Annotated in this window: 15 protein-coding genes and 2 pseudogenes; 13 read left to right on the top strand and 4 right to left on the bottom strand. The window is 58.9% G+C overall.

Annotated elements, in window-relative coordinates; all coding sequences use genetic code 11:
* The 10 genes and pseudogenes from M3668_RS07930 to M3668_RS07890 all read left to right on the top strand — a co-directional run bounded on the left by M3668_RS07930 (position 1) and on the right by M3668_RS07890 (position 8,666).
* Positions 1 to 501, top strand: a complete 501-nt coding sequence (locus tag M3668_RS07930; RefSeq protein ID WP_251380306.1) for a CoA-binding protein — start codon at positions 1 to 3, stop codon at positions 499 to 501.
* Positions 486 to 536: pseudogene (locus tag M3668_RS11165) on the top strand (hypothetical protein); the annotation flags it as partial. The gene M3668_RS07930 and the pseudogene M3668_RS11165, both read left to right, overlap by 16 nt.
* A gap of 338 nt (positions 537 to 874) precedes the next feature.
* Positions 875 to 1,714, top strand: coding sequence for a pirin family protein (locus tag M3668_RS07925; protein WP_251380305.1), 840 nt, complete (start codon positions 875 to 877; stop codon positions 1,712 to 1,714).
* 33 nt (positions 1,715 to 1,747) lie between these two features.
* Positions 1,748 to 1,978, top strand: coding sequence for a hypothetical protein (locus M3668_RS07920; protein WP_251380304.1), 231 nt, complete (start codon positions 1,748 to 1,750; stop codon positions 1,976 to 1,978).
* A 330-nt stretch (positions 1,979 to 2,308) separates the two neighbouring features.
* Positions 2,309 to 3,247: an NlpC/P60 family protein gene (locus M3668_RS07915; RefSeq protein WP_251380303.1), complete on the top strand. Its 939-nt coding sequence runs from the start codon at positions 2,309 to 2,311 to the stop codon at positions 3,245 to 3,247.
* A 165-nt stretch (positions 3,248 to 3,412) separates the two neighbouring features.
* Positions 3,413 to 5,065: an RNA/DNA-binding domain-containing protein gene (locus tag M3668_RS07910; protein WP_251380302.1), complete on the top strand. Its 1,653-nt coding sequence runs from the start codon at positions 3,413 to 3,415 to the stop codon at positions 5,063 to 5,065.
* 158 nt (positions 5,066 to 5,223) lie between these two features.
* Complete coding sequence (locus tag M3668_RS07905; RefSeq protein WP_251380301.1) at positions 5,224 to 6,360, top strand: trans-sulfuration enzyme family protein; 1,137 nt, start codon at positions 5,224 to 5,226, stop codon at positions 6,358 to 6,360.
* Between the two features lie 46 nt (positions 6,361 to 6,406).
* The gene (locus M3668_RS07900) at positions 6,407 to 7,222 is read left to right on the top strand and encodes a transporter substrate-binding domain-containing protein (protein WP_251380300.1); all 816 of its coding nucleotides are present in this window, start codon (positions 6,407 to 6,409) and stop codon (positions 7,220 to 7,222) included.
* A gap of 24 nt (positions 7,223 to 7,246) precedes the next feature.
* Positions 7,247 to 7,924 carry an amino acid ABC transporter permease gene (locus M3668_RS07895; RefSeq protein ID WP_251380299.1) on the top strand — a complete coding sequence of 226 codons (678 nt, stop codon included), beginning with the start codon at positions 7,247 to 7,249 and terminating at the stop codon, positions 7,922 to 7,924.
* The gene (locus M3668_RS07890) at positions 7,917 to 8,666 is read left to right on the top strand and encodes an amino acid ABC transporter ATP-binding protein (RefSeq protein ID WP_251380298.1); all 750 of its coding nucleotides are present in this window, start codon (positions 7,917 to 7,919) and stop codon (positions 8,664 to 8,666) included. The genes M3668_RS07895 and M3668_RS07890 overlap by 8 nt, the downstream gene beginning before the upstream one ends.
* Positions 8,667 to 8,769: 103 nt before the next feature.
* Here M3668_RS07890 and M3668_RS07885 read toward each other — a convergent pair whose 3' ends face one another.
* From M3668_RS07885 to M3668_RS07875, 3 genes and pseudogenes are all read right to left on the bottom strand, one after another.
* Positions 8,770 to 9,558, bottom strand: coding sequence for a trimeric intracellular cation channel family protein (locus M3668_RS07885; protein WP_251380297.1), 789 nt, complete (start codon positions 9,556 to 9,558; stop codon positions 8,770 to 8,772).
* Between the two features lie 225 nt (positions 9,559 to 9,783).
* Positions 9,784 to 11,694, bottom strand: coding sequence for a penicillin-binding transpeptidase domain-containing protein (locus M3668_RS07880; protein WP_251380296.1), 1,911 nt, complete (start codon positions 11,692 to 11,694; stop codon positions 9,784 to 9,786).
* A gap of 43 nt (positions 11,695 to 11,737) precedes the next feature.
* A pseudogene (locus M3668_RS07875) lies at positions 11,738 to 11,989 on the bottom strand (amino acid--tRNA ligase-related protein); the annotation flags it as partial.
* A 112-nt stretch (positions 11,990 to 12,101) separates the two neighbouring features.
* On the opposite strand from M3668_RS07875, the gene M3668_RS07870 reads away from it, so the two are divergent.
* From M3668_RS07870 to M3668_RS07860, 3 genes are read left to right on the top strand one after another with little or no spacing between them, the layout of a single operon-like run.
* Positions 12,102 to 13,589, top strand: a complete 1,488-nt coding sequence (locus M3668_RS07870) for an NAD(P)H-binding protein (protein ID WP_251380295.1) — start codon at positions 12,102 to 12,104, stop codon at positions 13,587 to 13,589.
* A 40-nt stretch (positions 13,590 to 13,629) separates the two neighbouring features.
* Positions 13,630 to 14,154: a TspO/MBR family protein gene (locus M3668_RS07865; RefSeq protein WP_251380294.1), complete on the top strand. Its 525-nt coding sequence runs from the start codon at positions 13,630 to 13,632 to the stop codon at positions 14,152 to 14,154.
* 11 nt (positions 14,155 to 14,165) lie between these two features.
* A complete protein-coding gene (locus M3668_RS07860) occupies positions 14,166 to 14,747 on the top strand; it encodes a GNAT family N-acetyltransferase (RefSeq protein WP_251380293.1) in 582 nt (193 codons plus the stop codon).
* Here M3668_RS07860 and M3668_RS07855 read toward each other — a convergent pair.
* Positions 14,744 to 16,855 (bottom strand): AMP-binding protein, encoded by a 2,112-nt coding sequence (locus M3668_RS07855; RefSeq protein WP_251380292.1) that lies wholly within the window; start codon positions 16,853 to 16,855, stop codon positions 14,744 to 14,746. The genes M3668_RS07860 and M3668_RS07855 overlap by 4 nt on opposite strands.
* Positions 16,856 to 16,969: the final 114 nt, after the last annotated feature.

Below are 16,969 nucleotides of genomic sequence, written 5' to 3'. Positions count from 1 at the left end.
ATGACTGAACGTACCTGGGAAGGTCCCAGCGCCCCTGAACGTCTCGCGATTCTGCACGATACGAAAAGCATTGCCATTGTGGGTATGAGCGATAAAATTTCGCGTTCCTCCTACTTCGTAGCAACCTACCTGCAGTCCTCTAGCCCCTACACTCTCTATTTCGTGAACCCTATTCTTGCTGCCAAAGGTAAGGAAGTTCTGGGGCAGAAGGTGTACGCCTCCCTGGCTGATCTGCCGGAAGCCCCTGATATGGTGGAGATTTTCCGCCGCAACGAGGATCTGCCGGGCGTAGTGCAGGAGTCTATCGACGCCGGCGCTAAGACCGTGTGGATGCAGCTGGGCTCCTGGAATGAGGAGGCCGCGCGACTGGGGGAGGGTGCCGGGCTGAATGTAGTGATGGACCGCTGCGTCAAAATTGAGTACGCCCGCTTCCACGGCGGTTTGCACCTCGCAGGCTTCGTGACCGGCGTGATTTCCTCCAAGCGGCAGGTGCTGGCCTAGGCACACTTGCCCCGCACCGTCACCTGAGAAGCTGAGGGGGAGCGAGACCATGAACGATGATGAACTGACCCAGGAAGAAGTTGAGCCCTGAAGCATAGGCAATACGAACTTTCAGGCGACTATCATTGCGCTATTTATTCTGCTCTACGTGCCTTATGCCTTTGAAGGCGCGCTAATGAGCCCCCCACCTTCTTAGGCATTGTTCTGGGCGTGGTGATTGCGCGCGTGATTTCGTTGCCTTTTAACCGTTGGGTGCCGGTCCCAGGCATAGGCTGAGACCGGCAGTAGCTGTTGCTGAAACCTTCAGCTGTGCCTCACCTCTTCCGCACAGCTGAAGGTTTCACCAATTCTCGGCGCGGGTTAGGCTAAAACCATGAAACTTCTTGAGCCCCGGCCCGTTCCGTTGGGCGGCTTGCGCGCCATGACCGTGCGCCGCCTTCTTCCTTCCAAAGAACGCCGCATGATTGGTGCCTGGTGTTTCGTGGACCATTACGGCCCGGACGACGTGGCGGCTACCGGCGGTATGCGCGTGGCACCCCACCCCCACACCGGCCTGCAAACCGCCAGCTGGATCTTCACCGGAACCGTTGAGCACAGGGACTCCCTGGGCACTGTAGCGGACGTGCGCCCCGGCGAACTCAACCTCATGACAGCTGGCTACGGCATTAACCACAGTGAATATTCCACCGCTGACACCCAGGTGCTCCACGGGGTGCAGCTCTGGATTGCCCTACCTGAGGCCCACCTTAATACTGAACCCGCTTTTGAGAACTTTGTTCCTCCGCCCCTCACCTTTGCCGCCCGCCAGGGGGCGGACGGTGCGACCAGCCTCCCGCTACAGGCCCGCGTCTTTCTGGGCGAGCTCTCCCTCACCATGGGTAGCGCTACCCTGCAGGGGACTTCCCCGGTTGAAACCTTTTCACCCCTACTGGGAGCTGAAATTATGGTGGGCGCGCCGGGATCAGACCCCGAAGCTGCCAAGAACCCACCTGCGGATGCTCCGCACCAACACTTCACCCTGACCCTGAACCCCACTTTCGAACGTGGCATCTTGGTGGACACCGGAGCCGCTATCGTGCAGGGTCGCCGTATTGAGGCAGACCAGATGCTCTACCTTGAGCCCGGCTCAGGTACCCTTGCCATCGAAACGGTGGGGGCGACCCGCCTCATCGTTCTAGGTGGCCAGCCCTTTGGCGAGCACATCACCATGTAGTGGAACTTCATTGGGCGGAACCACCAGGATATTGTGGACGCCCGCGCTGCCTGGCAAGCGCAGGTAGAGCTGTTTGAGCCCGGTGCTGAAGAGGGATCCGTGACCGATGGTGCGCTGGCAGAAGGGGCCACACCTGAAACCGCGGCGGGGGTCTACCCACGCTTTGGCGGCGTCGTGCTACTACCGGCAGAGTATGGGGAGAGTATGCCCGTTATCCCTGCCCCTCAACTGCCCCCGGTCACTCTTAAGTCACGCGGAGATTAAGCTCCCTGCCCCTCAACGGTGCAAAGAATACTGCTGCGCCAATATTCAATACTTTGAAGCTAATTGTTCACCTGCTAACCCTCGGAGTGATGAATAGCACGCTGATGAGTAAAAAACAGCTAATTTACAGGGTTTTTGGTGTCCCGTGTGCCCGATAGGCGCATCTTAAGCAGAGTTTTATAACGATTTGGTATACATCGTTACCAAATCGTTATATGCTGTTCAGAGTCCAATCAGCTTCTGGGAACTTGCCACGAAGCAAGTAGAGCCAAAGACAGCCCAGTACAACAGGCGGGCTGCTGAAATTCTAACGAAGGAAAAGGTATTAACGTGCGTCGTTCACTCTCAGTAGGTGCGGTAGGTGTAGTTCTAGCAGGCGGTGCTTTTGCAGCCGCTAACGCAACCAATGAAGCTCCGCAGACCACCGCAGATAACGGTGCAGTAGTTTCTGCCCCCTTGCTCAAGTCATTCGCCCTGGCCGGCGAGGGCAAGATTGCTCTTTGGGGCGTGCCCGCTTACGTTGTGGCCCCCGAGAAGCCCGTTGAATCAACCCCCGTTGTTGAAGAAGCTGTCGCTGAAGAGGCTCCCGTTGAGGAAGCTCCTGTAGTTGAGGTAGTAGTTGAAGAGGCTCCTGTTGAAGAAGCCCCTGTTGCAGAAGCTCCCGCAGAAGTTGCCGTTCAGGCTGAAACCGTAGAGGTTATCGAGGCTGCTCCTGTTGTTGAAGAAGCACCTGCTCCTGTTGTTGAAGCTGCACCTGCTCCTGTTGTTGAAGCTGCACCTGCTCCTGTTGTTGAAGCTGCACCTGCTCCTGTTGTTGAAGCTGCACCTGCTCCTACTGTCGAAGCTGCACCTGCTCCTACTGTCGAAGCTGCACCTGCTTCTACTGTTGAAGCTGCACCTGCTCCTGCTCTTTCAGCAGCTAGCAACTCAGCTAAGCGCGATGCTGTAGTTGCAGCTGCCCTCGGTTACGCACAGATAAACGCTCAGACCGACTGCACCATGCTGGCCACCAATTCACTGCGCGCCGCTGGCATCAACTTCCACGGCTGGCCCATGGATTACATGCAACTGGGTACTGTTACTTCCAACCCCCAGCCGGGCGACCTCGTACTCTACGCATCCAACGGCTTCGGTCAGCAGCACATCGCTGTTTACATCGGCAACGGCCAGGCAGTACACGGTGGCTGGAACGGCATGGGAACCACTATCTTCTCAGTCAACCTGCCCACTGGCTCAGCACCTATCTATGTTTCACCTGCTGGCCTGTAAGGTCTAAGGCTCTCTAGCTTTTCTCAAGCGCCACCTCTTTCTCTAAGAGGTGGCGCTTTTGTATGCCCGGGTATCACCAGGGGTGGAGGTAGGCTGTCGGGGGCTGGACTAAGAACTTTAGGTGCGTGTATGTAACTTGTATCACAAAAGATGTAGGGTGAATCTATGCACGAGTTTTTGCGCGGTGATCCAGTGCGCGATGAGGTCAATCGTGTGCTGGGAGCTTTAGAAGATAACATTTGGTCTCATACCTATGAATCACGCTACCTAGACTTCAAAGAAGAAGCCGGCCGACGTAACGGGCGCGGCGAAATACTTCCCTCAAGCCCACATAATGAGGAAGCCGCCTTTGCACTGGCGGGGGAGGCCTCTTGCATGGCTAACACGGAGCACGGCGGTGCTCTGATTGTGGGGGTGGCAGACGGGGGCGACATTATTGGCACCGAAATGGACGCCGCCTGGTTGCGGGGGCGTATTTACGCGCTCACTGAGCACCAACTGACCGTGAGTATTCAGGAGGTGCACATTAGGGGCCGTAGGTTGCTCGTCATCTTGGCGCCCCAGGCGATTGAGCCGGTGCCCTGGAAAGATATTATTCACTGGCGGGTTAAGGACCAGTGTGTGGCGGTGACCGAAGAAGCGTGGAGGGAGCGCCAAGGGCGGAGTCTCAGCTTTGATTGGTCAGCTCAGGATTCCAAAATCCCCATCTACCACGTGCGCCCGGCCGCTTTGAACGCCGCCCGCAGTTTCTTAGACGCGACGGGTTTGCCCAACCACCTCGATCTATCGAGGGCTGATGATGAGGATTTGTTGCGGCGCTTGGGTGTAGTGACAGCACAAAATACTTTTACTAACGCTGGCTACCTGCTGTTGATTGGGCGAGGCCAGCCAGATATTACTTATCGCTTCTTCGCTAAGAACCATAAATATTCCGTTTTGCCGCCGGTCTACCAGGAAGGGAAGGCGCCTCCGCGGGCATCCTTGTTGGAGGAACTTGCCACGGTATTTGCCCACATTGAACGAGCCACCCGTATTTGCGTCCTGGAAACTGAGCTGGAGTATGCTGCTGAAACCGGCGAGAGTCAGTATCAGAGCCTGCAGGATGTTGACCTGGCAACCTATGAGAAGCCGGGGAGGCTGCTCACCCAGGTGCCCCCGCGGGCTATTAAAGAGGCCCTGATCAACGGGGTGGCGCATCGAGACTGGGCTGCATCTGCCCCGGTGGATGTATGGCATTCTGCTAGTTCAGTGATGGTTGGTTCAATCGGTGGGTTCTTCGGCGGGGTTACGGCTGAGAACCTGGGGCAACACCCGCCTCGATCCCGAAATAACGCCCTGGTACAGGTGCTAGTGGAGCTCCACCTCATGGATTACCAGGGTGGAGGCATCACTACCCTGCGCAGAGAAATGCTGAAGCGCGGTATGCCAGCCCCTCTGATTGAGGAAGTAGCTGATGGGGATGCGGTGCGGGTGCAGCTAACTGCTGAGGGGCAGGATGTGGTGTGGGCGTGCTTTATTAGAGAGTTAGCTCCCCGACGTTTGCGGCGGGATCTTGACCTTCTAATCCTTCTGCACCATATCGTTACCCATGGTTATGTAACTCTTTGCGCAGCCCAAGAATTAACGGCTAAGCCTGAACGCCAGTGCCTTAATGCCCTTGCCAGCCTTGAAAAATCACATCTGGAGGGGGAGCCAGTGGTTTTTGCTAACCCTTGCAGATTGGGCTCAGGGGACACCTTATGGGAACTCACCGATACGGCGGTGAAGAAGCTGAACTCTCTGCGAGACCGGTACGCTTTCAGTCACCAGAAACGCTAGCGGGCAGCAACTTTCCTTCTACTGGGTCATGATCTTAGTGACATGCCCGCCGGATGCCCTAGAAACAGGTCATAAACTTGTAACAATAATTGTCCTAGCTGGCGGCGCCTGGTATAGGCTCAAACAATACATTTGCATATCCGAAAGGCAACTGACCCATGGCAGGTTTTACCACTCGTGCTATTCACGCCCTCCACGGTATCGAAGAAAACGCGGTTGTTCCCCCGATCTACACCTCAACCACCTTTGGTCAGCCCACTGACGGCACCGAAGGCCCTTTCGAATACCAGCGCGGCGGTAACCCCACCCGTTCTAACGCTGAAATCACCCTGGCAGCTCTTGAGGGCGCTGAACATGCTTACGTCTACGCTACCGGTATGGGCGCTACCGCTGCTGCCATGGGAATCCTGAAGTCAGGCCAGACCATCATGCTGGGCATGCCCGTCTACGGCGGTAACTACCGCATGGCGACCATCGAGATGCCCAAGCGCGGGGTCAGCTACGAGTTCGTGCACGACTTCACCGCTCTTACCGACGCTGACTTTGTGGGTAAGGATGTGGGCATGATTTTCCTGGAAACCCCCACTAACCCCACCCTGCGCGTGGTTGATATCAGGGCAGTAGCCGAGATTGCCCACCGCAACGGGGCGGTGCTGGTCGTGGATAACACCTTTATGACCCCCTACCTGCAGCGCCCCCTCGAGCTGGGTGCTGACATCGTGGTCCAGTCTGCCACCAAGTACCTGGGCGGTCACGCTGACCTGCTGGCAGGTGTCGCCACCACGAATGATGCTGCCCTTGCAGACGAGCTCTTCAAAGCCCAGCTGATTACCGGCAACGTACTCTCACCCATCGACTCCTACCGCCTGATTCAGTCGGTCAAAACCCTGGCGATCCGCATGGACCGCCAGCAGCAGAACACCGCCCGCGTGCTGGAGGCAGTCACTGCCCACCCTGCCGTCCAGAAGGTCTACTTCCCCGGTTCCCACAGTGAAGCTGAAGCCCAGTTACAGGCCGCGCAGTCAAGCGGCAACGGCGCGCTCTTCTCCTTCACCATGGCGGAGGGCAAGGATATCAAGGCCTTCTTGGACGCCCTGCAGGTCTTTACCTTCGCTGTGTCGCTAGGTGGCATTGAGTCCCTAGTCTGCCTGCCCTCCACCATGACCCAGGGCGCTTTCAGCGACGAAGATCTTGAAGCTTCAGGCATGACCAAGCGCCTGGTGCGTGTGGCCGTAGGTATCGAAGAAGCAGAGGATCTCATCGCTGATATCACTGCAGCTCTCGATGCCGCCTAAACTATCAGTAATAACCCCTTCTTTCCCTGCCCAGAAAGGCAAGACCATGAATGTAAACCGTCGTACCATGTTCTCACTAACCGGGGCTGGTGCCCTTGCCCTAGCGCTGGCTGCCTGCGGTGGCTCATCAGAGAACTCTTCAACCGCTGCTGCCGATAAGCTCCAGGCCATCAAGGATGCCGGCAAAATCCGCGTGGGCTTTGAAGGTACCTTCGCCCCCTGGAACTACCACAACGAAACCGGTGAGCTAGTAGGCATGGAGAAGGAGATCGCTGACCTAATCGCCGCTGACCTCGGTGTTGAAGCTGAATACATCGAAACTCAGTGGGACTCCCTCATTGCCGGTGTGGATGCTGACCGCTATGACATCGTCATCAACAACGTCTCACCCACCGCGGAGCGCCAGGAAAAGTACGATTTCTCGGTGCCCTACGTGGCATCCGAAGGCAAGGTTGCTGTGCTGGATAGCTCAGAGCTGCAGTCCGTCAGCGACCTGAACGGCGCCACCGCAGCTAGCTCCGAGACTTCCAACTTCCGTACCCTTCTGGAAGAAGCTGGCGCTCAGATGACGATCGTGACCGGCTTTGATGAGGCCATCGAACAGGTGCTCACCGGCCGTGTGGATGCCTGCGGTAATGATGCCGTTACCTTCTCCTACTACCAGGAACAGCACCCCGATGCTCCCATCCGCCTGCTGGACGGCATTCTGGGTGAACCCTCAGAGGCTGCGATTTTGATGCCCAAGGGTGCCACCAGCCTGCAGGACGCCATTAACGAGTCCCTGAAGAAGCACATGGAGAACGGCGACTTCAAGGCAATTTTCGAGAAATACGTCGGGATTGACCTGACCCCTGCGTCCTAAGGCGCACCTCTACCCTAGGACACCATGGATCGTTATATAGAGCTTTGGGTGGAGTCCCTGCCGCAGCTGCTGCTGGCCGCTGCGCAGGTCACCATCCCTCTCACCATCATCGCCTTTGTGCTTTCGCTGGTGATTGGTCTGTTCTCCACCGCAGCCCGCAACCTGGGCAGGTTCAACCCGCTCAACTGGCTAGCCACCACGTATGTGTGGATCTTTCGCGGCACCCCGCTGCTGGTTCAACTCTTCTTGGTGTTCTACGGTCTGCCCCGCGTGGGCATCACCCTGGATACCTGGAGCGCTGCCATCATTGCGCTGAGCCTCAACACCGGTGCTTACGTGGCGGAGACGTTCCGCTCTGCCTATGCCTCGATTCCTCGGGGCCAGTTTGAGGCAGCTCGCACCCTGAACTTCACCCGGGCTCAGACCCTGCGCCACGTGGTGATTCCGCAGGCAACCCGCATCGCCCTGCCCCCGCTGGGTAATGACCTGATAGACCTGGTGAAGGGAACCTCCCTGGTCTCTGTGATTTCTATGGTGGATCTCTTCCAGTCCGGTAAGCAGGTGGCGGCCCGCACCTTCGAGCCCCTGGCCATGTACCTTGAGGTCGCAGCTATCTACCTGGTTATTTTCACCCTGCTGTCCATCGGCCAGCAGTACCTGGAAAAGCGCACCAGTCGCTATGTAAGGACCGCCAATGCTTAGCGTTAAAAACCTGTCAAAGAGCTTTGACGGCAACACCATTTTGCGTGATATTTCTCTGGACGTTGCCGCTGGGGAGACCACGGTAATTCTGGGGCCCTCTGGCTCGGGTAAATCTACCCTGTTGCGCTGTCTCAACCTCTTGGAAACCCCTGAATTAGGTCAGCTTTCAATCGAGGGCGATACCGTTGATTTTGGCACTGACCTGACCGACGAGCAGGTGCGCACCATTCGCCAGCACTCTGCCATGGTCTTTCAGAACTTCAACCTCTTCCCGCACCTGACCGCCCAGCAGAATGTTGCCCTGGCCCCGGTGCTCAACGGTAAAAAGAGCAAAGCTGAGGCTAAGAAGCTGGCGGGCCAGTTACTGGCTAAGGTGGGTTTGGAGCACAAGGCTGATGCCTACCCCGATAACCTTTCCGGTGGGCAGCAGCAGCGCGTAGCTATCGCCCGTGCTCTGGCGGTAGCCCCCGACTACCTGCTCTTCGATGAACCCACCAGCGCCCTGGACCCCGAGCTTGAAGCCGAGGTGATTCAGGTGCTGATGGGCCTCGCGGCTGAAAAGCGCTCCCTGGTAGTGGTTACTCACAACATGGCCTTCGCGCGCCGCGTGGCTGACCGCATCATCTTCCTGGACGGCGGCACTGTTGCCTACAACGGCGCCCCGGCTGGGTTCTTCGCCTCGGACCACGCCCGTATTCAGCGCTTCCTGCAGATTTTCGAGATGACAGACTACAAGATTTAGCCGCTCACCCGGCGTCCCCATAAAAATACCCGCTGTGTCTTACCGGTGCCCGCTGTTGTGGCCCCCTTTCAGACACGGCGGGTACTTTCGTTGTTGAGTGTGTTTAGAGCCCCTTGCGCTGGCGGTCCTGCTCAATGAGCTCAGCGTCAATGGCCTGCATCTGCGCGGTGATGGGCTCACCCGGCTGCCATGCTTGTGCCGCTACTGGAACCCTAGTACCTTTACGCCGTTTACCCAGCAGGCGCGGACGAGGCACGCGCAAGCGAATCTGGGCCGGTGCGGGTAGCTGCCAGCGGCGCCATCTAGCCAGCAGGCCCATGACCAGGCAGCTGACGATAGAAAGCCACATGCCGAGTACGGGCTGATCGAAATAGGTGACGCTGACGGCAACCTCGGCTGCACCCACAAAGGCTACGGTTGCGTAGAGGGGGCTACCGCCCAGAATGGCGGGGATGCGGTTCACCATGACATCGCGGATGACGCCGCCGCCTACCGCTGTAACAACTCCCAGGGCAATGGAAGGTAACCAGTGCAGACCCAGGCTGAGTGCTTTGATGGTGCCGGTAGCCGTCCAACAGCCCATTCCTAGAAAATCAGCGACTAGCAGGGTGCGGTCAGCCCAGCGGGCACCAAGGTCGATGGTGTAGGCGAGGGCTGCTGAGCTAAGAGCGGCGATCCAGTAGTAGCTGTCGGTCAGGGCAACCGGGAAGCCGGTGTCGAGCATGAGATCGCGGATGACGCCGCCACCCATAGCGGTAATAACCGAGAAGATAATGAACCCAATAATATCGAACCGGTGGGCCCTCGCAACGGCACCGCCCAGTAGACCGTTGGTGACAATAGCGGCTACGTCAATGAGGCGAAACCACAGGAGGGGATCAAGCTCGAGCATGGGCGTCTTTCAAAAAGCCACCGGGCAGAACGCCGGGGCAGAGATAGTGGGGCGTGAGGTTCTGATAGTACAACCCCAACCCCTACCAGCGAAATTCCCGCAGTTGTAACGGTGGCGGGGCAGCGTCAGCGATAGCGAAAGTACCCGGCTTGTGCCGTTAGCACCCGCTTCGGGGGGTATACCTGCCCGACAAAGTGGGTGTTTTAGACTTAGGATGCCGGTGCTCTAGTCCTGTAAGAAAGCCTTGACGATGGGCTGCCCGGTCACTGATCCAAAGTCGCCGTCCTCAACTACTAGCGCTACCGCCATATCCTCGTGCACGGCGATGACCCATGAGTGGGTTTTGGGTGGGGTTTCCTTGCCGTACTCGGCGGTGCCAGTCTTGCCCATAGCGTTATCAGGGGTTAGCTGGCGCAAATCGCCCAGGGAGCCCTCGGTGACAACAGCCCGCATCATGGTTTTCAGTTGCTTCGATTCAGCGGCTGTGACGGCAACTCCCGCTGCCGGCTGTGCGTCCGCTAGGTCCTGGCCTTTGACGAGCACCGGTGTAACTATCTGCCCTTGAGCTGCGGAGGCCGCCAGCACCGCCATAGAAAGAGGTGATACCGACACTTCGCCCTGACCAATCAGGGAGGCAGCGTGCAGGGCTTGGGTATCTGCATCGGGCACGTTACCCATGAAAGTATCGACACCCAAATCCAAGGTCATCCCCACACCCAGCCCGTGGGCTGCTTCTTGAAGGTTAGCCTGCGAAACGGTATCGCGCTCATTGATAAAAGCGGTATTCGCTGACTGCGCCAGAGCAGTGGTGAGGGTCTGTGAGCCCGTGGCAGAGGTCGGGTAGCCCGGTGCGTTTTTGAAGGTTACCCCATCCACGTTCACCGAGTCGGTGATCTCAACCTGCGACTCGGGAGTCTTACCCTGGCGTAGCAGAGCTAGAGCTGAGGCTACCTTGAAGATGGACCCCGGGGCGTACTGGGCGAGCAAGGCAGTGGAAAAACCTTCGGAGGCTTCAGCATTAGCGGCTGCCAGCAGTTCACCGGTGGACAGTCTCAGAGCTACCAGGGCGCTGGGTGATTCCTGGTCTTTGAGGAGGTCCACCGCTTTTTCTTGTAATTTCACATCCAGAGTGGTGGCTAGGTCGGTGCCGTGGGTGGGTTCACTGCTGACGACGCTCTTCAGGGCCGCCTGACGTGTCTGGGCACCGGTTTCATCAATCTCAACCAGGCTTACGGTGTAACCCGCCGACCCGGCTAGTAGCTCGTTGAACCGCCCCTGTAAGCCGCCGCGTCCAATGGTTTCACCGCCCAAGAGCTTGCCTTCTGATGCCTCGATGTCTTCTGCGGTTGCTTCACCCACGCCTCCTAAAATATCGGGGGCAAAGCTGCTACTGGGTGCCAAGGGGAGTTCACCTATTGCGCCGTGGTAGCCCTCAATGGCGTCCAATGCCTGCTGGTCTAGGGCATCAAAGGCATGCTGTCGCAGGGTGATAGCCTGGACAAATTGCTGCTCGCCACCTGCCTGAACTGCGGACCAGTAGGTATCGGGGTCAATTTCAACTAGTCGTGCAAGAGCGCGGGCCGATGACTCCTGCGCGGCAGGGGCGCTGATCTTAGATTTATCAATGCCTAGGGTGACCACCGGTCGCAGGGTCACCACTTTCTCGCCCCCAGCTCCGGTAATATCACCGCGGGTAGCGGCACTGGTGTCAAGGCGTAGCGCCTGATTCTTTGCTAGATCTGGGTGGATGCTGGCGGGTGTCCAGCGGTAAGCCCATTCCCCGTCTTCTTCAAGCAGAGCGGCCTCGGTGGTGTAGTCAAAAGTCTGGGTGGAGCCGGGAATTTTCCAGGACCATTTCAGTGTCACTTTCTGGCCCTCGTCCGCTTTCGCTAGTGACTCTACGGAGACGGTTGGGGTAGCGCTCTTCATGTAACCAACTGCCCGGTTGAAATCATCCGCGCCGGTCGGAACGTCCTGACTGAGCTTAATGCCGCTCATATCTTTCTTGGAAAGCCCCTGGGCTAGTTGCTCGGCGAACTCTTGCGCCCCCGAACCAGACGAACAGGCGGCGAGAACGGGAACGAGCAAGGCGGATGCTGAGGCGGCGATAAAGACGCGGCGGGAGAAGGTAGCCATGAGAACAGTGTAATCAGTGACCTACCTTACCGACCGTATCTGCCTAGCTCTTACTTTCGGGTTTCGTAAAGGGGAAGGCCAGCACGCCGCGGATCTGGGTCCGTAACACAATGAGGCGGTCAATGCCGATCCCCAGACCGCCCATGGGCGGTAGGCCGGTTTCCAGGGCATAGAGGAAGTCATCGTCCATTCACATAGCCTCAAGATCACCGGCGGCAGTTTTCAGCGACTGCTCGGTCAGACGGTGGCGTTGCTCCAAGGTGCCCGCCATCTCGGAGGAGGCCGTGCCCATTTCTGCCCGCTCAGATTCCACCCTTAGCATGTCGCCCGCGTGTTGGTCAGTAAACTGAGCATTGGTGGGGTAGAACTAACCTAGAAGGTTAAACCCCCGTGCTAAGGAGTACCCCGTGAAGATCCTGCTGACCGGCGCTACCGGCTACATTGGCCAGAACCTCATGAAGCGGCTCAAAGACCGCCACCACATCGTCGCCATTTCCCGCAGCACTGAGGGCAAAGAAGACGAACCTAACGTCACCTGGAAAAGCGCCGATCTCTTCGACCCCCAGCAGGTCAGCGATGTCATGGAAGGGGTGGAGCTCGCCATCTACCTGGTGCACTCCATGCAACCACAAGCCAAGCTAACCCAGGCGTCCTTCGAAGACATGGACGCCCTGCTGGCAGACAACTTTGCCCGCGCTGCCGCCAAGCATAAGGTGAGGCGCATCGTCTATCTCAGCGGCATCATCCCGCAGGACGGAAAGAAGCTCTCCCGCCACCTGCGCAGTCGCCTGGAATGCGAGAAAATTCTGGGCTCCTACCATGTGCCCGTGACTACTCTGCGTGCCGGTCTGATTGTGGGCCCGGAAGGCTCCTCCTTCCCCATTCTGCAGTCCCTGGTTGAACGTCTACCCGGCCTGGTAGTGCCCAAGTGGGCTTATAATCGCACCGACCCCGTGGCGCTCCAAGACGTCATGGACGCCTTCGAAAAGATCATTGAATCGGATGAATTCGGTCAGCAAGCCATCGACATCGGCGGCCCCCAGGAGATGAACTACAAGGACCTCTTCGCCCAGACCGCTGAGGTCATAGGCAAGAAACTGCCCATGGTAGACCTGCCCATCATCCCCGTTTGGCTCTCCAAAGCCTGGGTCACCCTGATTTCTAACAAGCCCAAAGAGATGGTTAACCCCCTGCTCGAAAGCCTGGTGCACAGCATGGTGGTTACCGATGAGCACTATGTCGAGGGTATCTCCAACGCCCCCACCAGCTTCAAAGACAGCGTGAAGGCCGCGCTCAAGGATCAGAAGCCGCAGAAATTCACCCTCTCCCACTTGCCCCTGCCCTTCACCGGAGGCAGGTCAGGTTCTGACCGTAACGATGTGAAGTCCATTCAGCGCGTCACCGTGCCGCAGGGGTGGACAGCACGGAGCACCGCGGACTACTACCTCACCTGGCTAGAGCGCAGCAGTTTTGGTCTAATCAACACCGATATCACGGATCATGATGCCCAGGTTAGGCTTCCTTTTACCAGCAAGCCCCTGCTGGTGCTGAAGAAGCCCGCCGCGGCGGCCTACGAGGATTTTGCCACCTACCTGATTGCTGGTGGACGCCTGGCGCTGGCCCGTGATGACAGCCGGGCACGCCTGTCCTTCCGCCAGGTGCTGGACACCAACCAGGTTATTATCGCCATCCACGAGTTTGAACCAGCCCTGCCTTGGCGTGTTTACAGCCTAACTCAGGCCCGCTTGCACCTGCTGGTTATGACTGCTTTTGGCTACGAAGTCAAAGCGCTGGCAGCGGTGGAGTGCTGGCGTCAAGACGGCATCATCCCCGAGGCCTTCGGCAACTGTCTAGAACGTCTTATGGGCGCACCCGCCCCGCAGGGCGCCAACTAAAACTTCAACCTTTTACCTCTATTCCTGATAAGGAGACCCGATGAAATTCCTTCCAGCACTCGCCCTCAGCAGCGCGGCAGTTACCGTCACGGCCGCCGTCGGTTCCCTGGCGACCACACCGGATGACCTCTGGTACAAGGCACTCAAGAAGCCCTCTTTCCAGCCGCCCGCCCTTGCGTTCCCTATCGCCTGGACAGCGCTTTATGCCAGCATCGCTAGTGCTTCTACCCAGGTGCTGACCGCTGAAACCCCGGCACCCAGCACCGTGCAACCTGCCGGTGCCTGGCAGCGTGAGCAGGATGAGTTGGAACGTAAGGTGCGCCACTACAAGGTAGCCTTGGGCGCCAATCTGGTGCTGAACGCTGGCTGGTCAGCAATCTTCTGGCAGGGGCGTAATTACAAGCTAGCTACCGCTGAAGCTGCGCTACTGGCCGCGTCCTCCATTGACCTGGCGCGCCGTGCCTACCAGATCAAGCCTGCCGCCGGGGCGCTACTGTTGCCTTACGCCGGGTGGACCAGCTTCGCCACCGTGCTCTCAGGCGCCATCGCCAAGCTCAACCCCTAGTCTAGGAAATTATGGGAACAAGCAATACCGCTGGCCAAGAAATCAATGAAACTGCTTACCTGGCACAGTCGCCACAGAACGCGCGCCGTCTCATGGGTTCTATAAGCCGGCTGGAAGAGGGCGGAACCGCGAGAGCTACCTCAAATACGACTGAGGCAAAAGTGAAATTGACGCCCCTGCAGATTACTGTGGGGCAGGTGCCCAGCCAAGAAGAACTGGTAGATCTCTACACCGCAGTCGGTTGGACTGCCTACACAGACAACCCAGCCGACCTGGTGCCTATGTGCGCCGGTAGCCTCTACCTTGCCTGCGCCCGCGATGCCTCAGGGCAACTGGTAGGTCTGGTGCGAGCTGTCGGCGATGGGGTCAGCATCAGCTACATCCAAGACCTGCTGGTGCACCCGCGTTACCAGCGTCAGGGCGTGGGCGGGCAGCTGCTGGACGCCGCGCTAGAGGCCGTGGGGAACGTCCGGCAGGTCTACATCACGACTGATACCCACGTCACCAACCAACACGTCATTGATCTTTACCTGGGCAAGGGTTTCAAGCCCGTCGGCGACTACAACTGCGTCACCCTGGCACGGTTGCGCTAGCGTTCCGCCAGCACCTGCGCGATAGCATCCAGCGCTTCTTCGTTCTGCAGGGAGGATACATCCCCCAGGGCGCGGCCCTGGTAGAGCTCGCCCAGGAGGCGGCGGGTAATCTTGCCCGAGCGGGTCTTGGGGATATCAGCCACCGCCACCACGTCCTTAGGTTTGGCAATGGGGCCAATGGCGTGGCGGACGTGCTCCAACAGTGCCGTTTTCAGATCCTGTGCGCTCAGCGCCCGCCCAGCCTCAGACAGGGTCACGTAGGCGACCGCCTGGTGGCCGGTCAGCTCATCCTCCACCGGGCAGACACCCGCCTCCACCACGGCCTCGTGGGTGACCAGGGCAGACTCAATCTCAATGGTAGAGAGGCGGTGGCCGGAAATATTAATAACATCATCAATGCGGCCCAGGATGTAGGTATCGCCCAGCTCGTCGGTCTTAGCGCCGTCGCCGGCCAAGAACCAACCGCGCTCGCCAAAGTGCCGCCAGTAGGAGTCCAGGTAGCGCTGGGGGTTGCCCCAGACCGTGCGCGCCATGGACGGCCCAATTTTATCCACCACAATGAAACCCTGCTCGCCGGGCGCTACATCCCGCCCAGCCTCGTCCACCACGCGGGTGGAAATGCCGGGCACACTGCGGGTAGCGCAACCGGGCTTGGTCTCCAGGGAGGTGCCAGGCACCTGCCCGGACGCCGCGAACCTGCCCGCCGGGGCGAACTGAGGGTCGTGCGGGCGCGGGGAGCAGACCGTTGAGCCGGTCTCAGACTGCCACCAGGTATCAATGAAGGACGCGGTGCCGCCGCCCACGTGGGTGCGCAACCAGCGCCAGGCTTCGGGGTTAATAGATTCCCCTACCGACCCCAGCAGGCGCACCGACGAGAGGTCGTACTTGCCCGCGGGCAATCCATCCGGGAAGGCACCCATCAGCGAGCGAATCAGGGTGGGGGCAGTGTAGTAGTTGGTCACCCCGTAGCGCTCGATGATCTCAAAATGGCGCTCAAAGGTGGGGGTGTTGGGAGTGCCCTCGTAAATGACCTGGCTGACGCCGCCCAGCAGCGGTCCGTAGATTTCGTAGGTGTGGGCGGTGACCCAGGCAAGGTCGGCAGTACACCAGTGCACGGTGTCGCGGACGCGGGCGGGGTCGTTGGTGGCCGCCAGTTCATCGACGCGCAGGGTGCCGTCCGCTCCCGTGGTTTCAGGTAGCAGGTCAAAGAGCAGGGCATGGGTGTAGGCGGTCTGGGTCAGGTAGCCACCGGTAGTGTGCACCAGGCCTTTAGGCTTACCCGTGGTACCGGAGGTGTAGATGATGAAGAGCGGGGTCTCAGCGTCAAAGAACTCGGGGGAATGGGTCTCAGGCAGACCTTCAATGAGCTCGTGGTACCAGACGTCGCGGCCCGGCGTCCAGGGCACAGAGCCCCGCGCTTGGTCGGTGCCAGCGGTGCGGTCCACCACGATGATGTGTTCAATCTGGTTCTCACCGGAGCATGCCTCATCGGCGTTCACCTTGACTGGCACGACCGAGCCGCGGCGATTCTGCCCGTCGGTGGTAATGAGTACCTTGGCGCCGGTGTCCTCAACGCGGAAGCGTAGCGCCTCGGCTGAGAAGCCACCGAAGACCAAGGAATGAATAGCGCCGATGCGGGCGCAGGCCAGGGTGAAGATCACCGTTTCAGGGATAACTGGCAGATAGATGACGACCCGGTCGCCCTTGGTGACGCCCAGTTTTTCAAGGCCGTGGGCGGCGCGGGCGACGCGACGCTGTAACTCGGCGTAGGTAATGGTCTGGCGGTCGCCGGGTTCCCCTTCAGAGAAGAGCGCCACTTTATCCCCGCGGCCGGCCTCAACGTGGCGGTCTACGCAGTTGTAGGAAGCATTGAGCGTCCCGCCCTCAAACCAGCGAATCTGCGGCACCGTGAACTGCTCTACACCGTCTGCATCGGTGCCCAGGCTCTGGGGTTTCTTGAAGGTGTGAGCCTTCTGCCAGGTGGTTTCCCAATCCAGGCGCTGCGCCTGTGCCTCCCAGAAAGCGATGCGGGCGGCGTCGGATTCGTGCGCCGGGTTAGGTGTAGGGGTGGCGGGATCGGTGTAGGTGAAGGTGGCAGGTGCGCTCAAGGGATTCTCCCATCGGTAGCTGGCAGTAGCACCGGCGCCTCATGTGAACCTGCGCCCCTTTGTTCCAAGCTCAAGTGCTCTGACGGTGGGGGCTGGTATGGCGTGGTTGCTGCG

The organism is Rothia sp. P100, from assembly GCF_023712425.1.
Taxonomy (GTDB): Bacteria; Actinomycetota; Actinomycetes; order Actinomycetales; family Micrococcaceae; genus Rothia; species Rothia endophytica.
Note: the sequence above shows the minus strand (reverse complement) of the source record. Positions and strands in the feature narration are given on the sequence as shown.

What these genes read in the sequence shown, in the direction of transcription:
- M3668_RS07860 (WP_251380293.1), top strand. Translation starts at nt 14,166, where the DNA reads ATGGGAACAAGCAATACCGCTGGCCAAGAAATCAATGAAACTGCTTAC.
- M3668_RS07925 (WP_251380305.1), top strand. Translation starts at nt 875, where the DNA reads ATGAAACTTCTTGAGCCCCGGCCCGTTCCGTTGGGCGGCTTGCGCGCC.
- M3668_RS07910 (WP_251380302.1), top strand. Translation starts at nt 3,413, where the DNA reads ATGCACGAGTTTTTGCGCGGTGATCCAGTGCGCGATGAGGTCAATCGT.
- M3668_RS07885 (WP_251380297.1), bottom strand. Translation starts at nt 9,558, where the DNA reads ATGCTCGAGCTTGATCCCCTCCTGTGGTTTCGCCTCATTGACGTAGCC.
- M3668_RS07900 (WP_251380300.1), top strand. Translation starts at nt 6,407, where the DNA reads ATGAATGTAAACCGTCGTACCATGTTCTCACTAACCGGGGCTGGTGCC.
- M3668_RS07880 (WP_251380296.1), bottom strand. Translation starts at nt 11,694, where the DNA reads ATGGCTACCTTCTCCCGCCGCGTCTTTATCGCCGCCTCAGCATCCGCC.
- M3668_RS07905 (WP_251380301.1), top strand. Translation starts at nt 5,224, where the DNA reads ATGGCAGGTTTTACCACTCGTGCTATTCACGCCCTCCACGGTATCGAA.
- M3668_RS07890 (WP_251380298.1), top strand. Translation starts at nt 7,917, where the DNA reads ATGCTTAGCGTTAAAAACCTGTCAAAGAGCTTTGACGGCAACACCATT.
- M3668_RS07895 (WP_251380299.1), top strand. Translation starts at nt 7,247, where the DNA reads ATGGATCGTTATATAGAGCTTTGGGTGGAGTCCCTGCCGCAGCTGCTG.
- M3668_RS07865 (WP_251380294.1), top strand. Translation starts at nt 13,630, where the DNA reads ATGAAATTCCTTCCAGCACTCGCCCTCAGCAGCGCGGCAGTTACCGTC.
- M3668_RS07930 (WP_251380306.1), top strand. Translation starts at nt 1, where the DNA reads ATGACTGAACGTACCTGGGAAGGTCCCAGCGCCCCTGAACGTCTCGCG.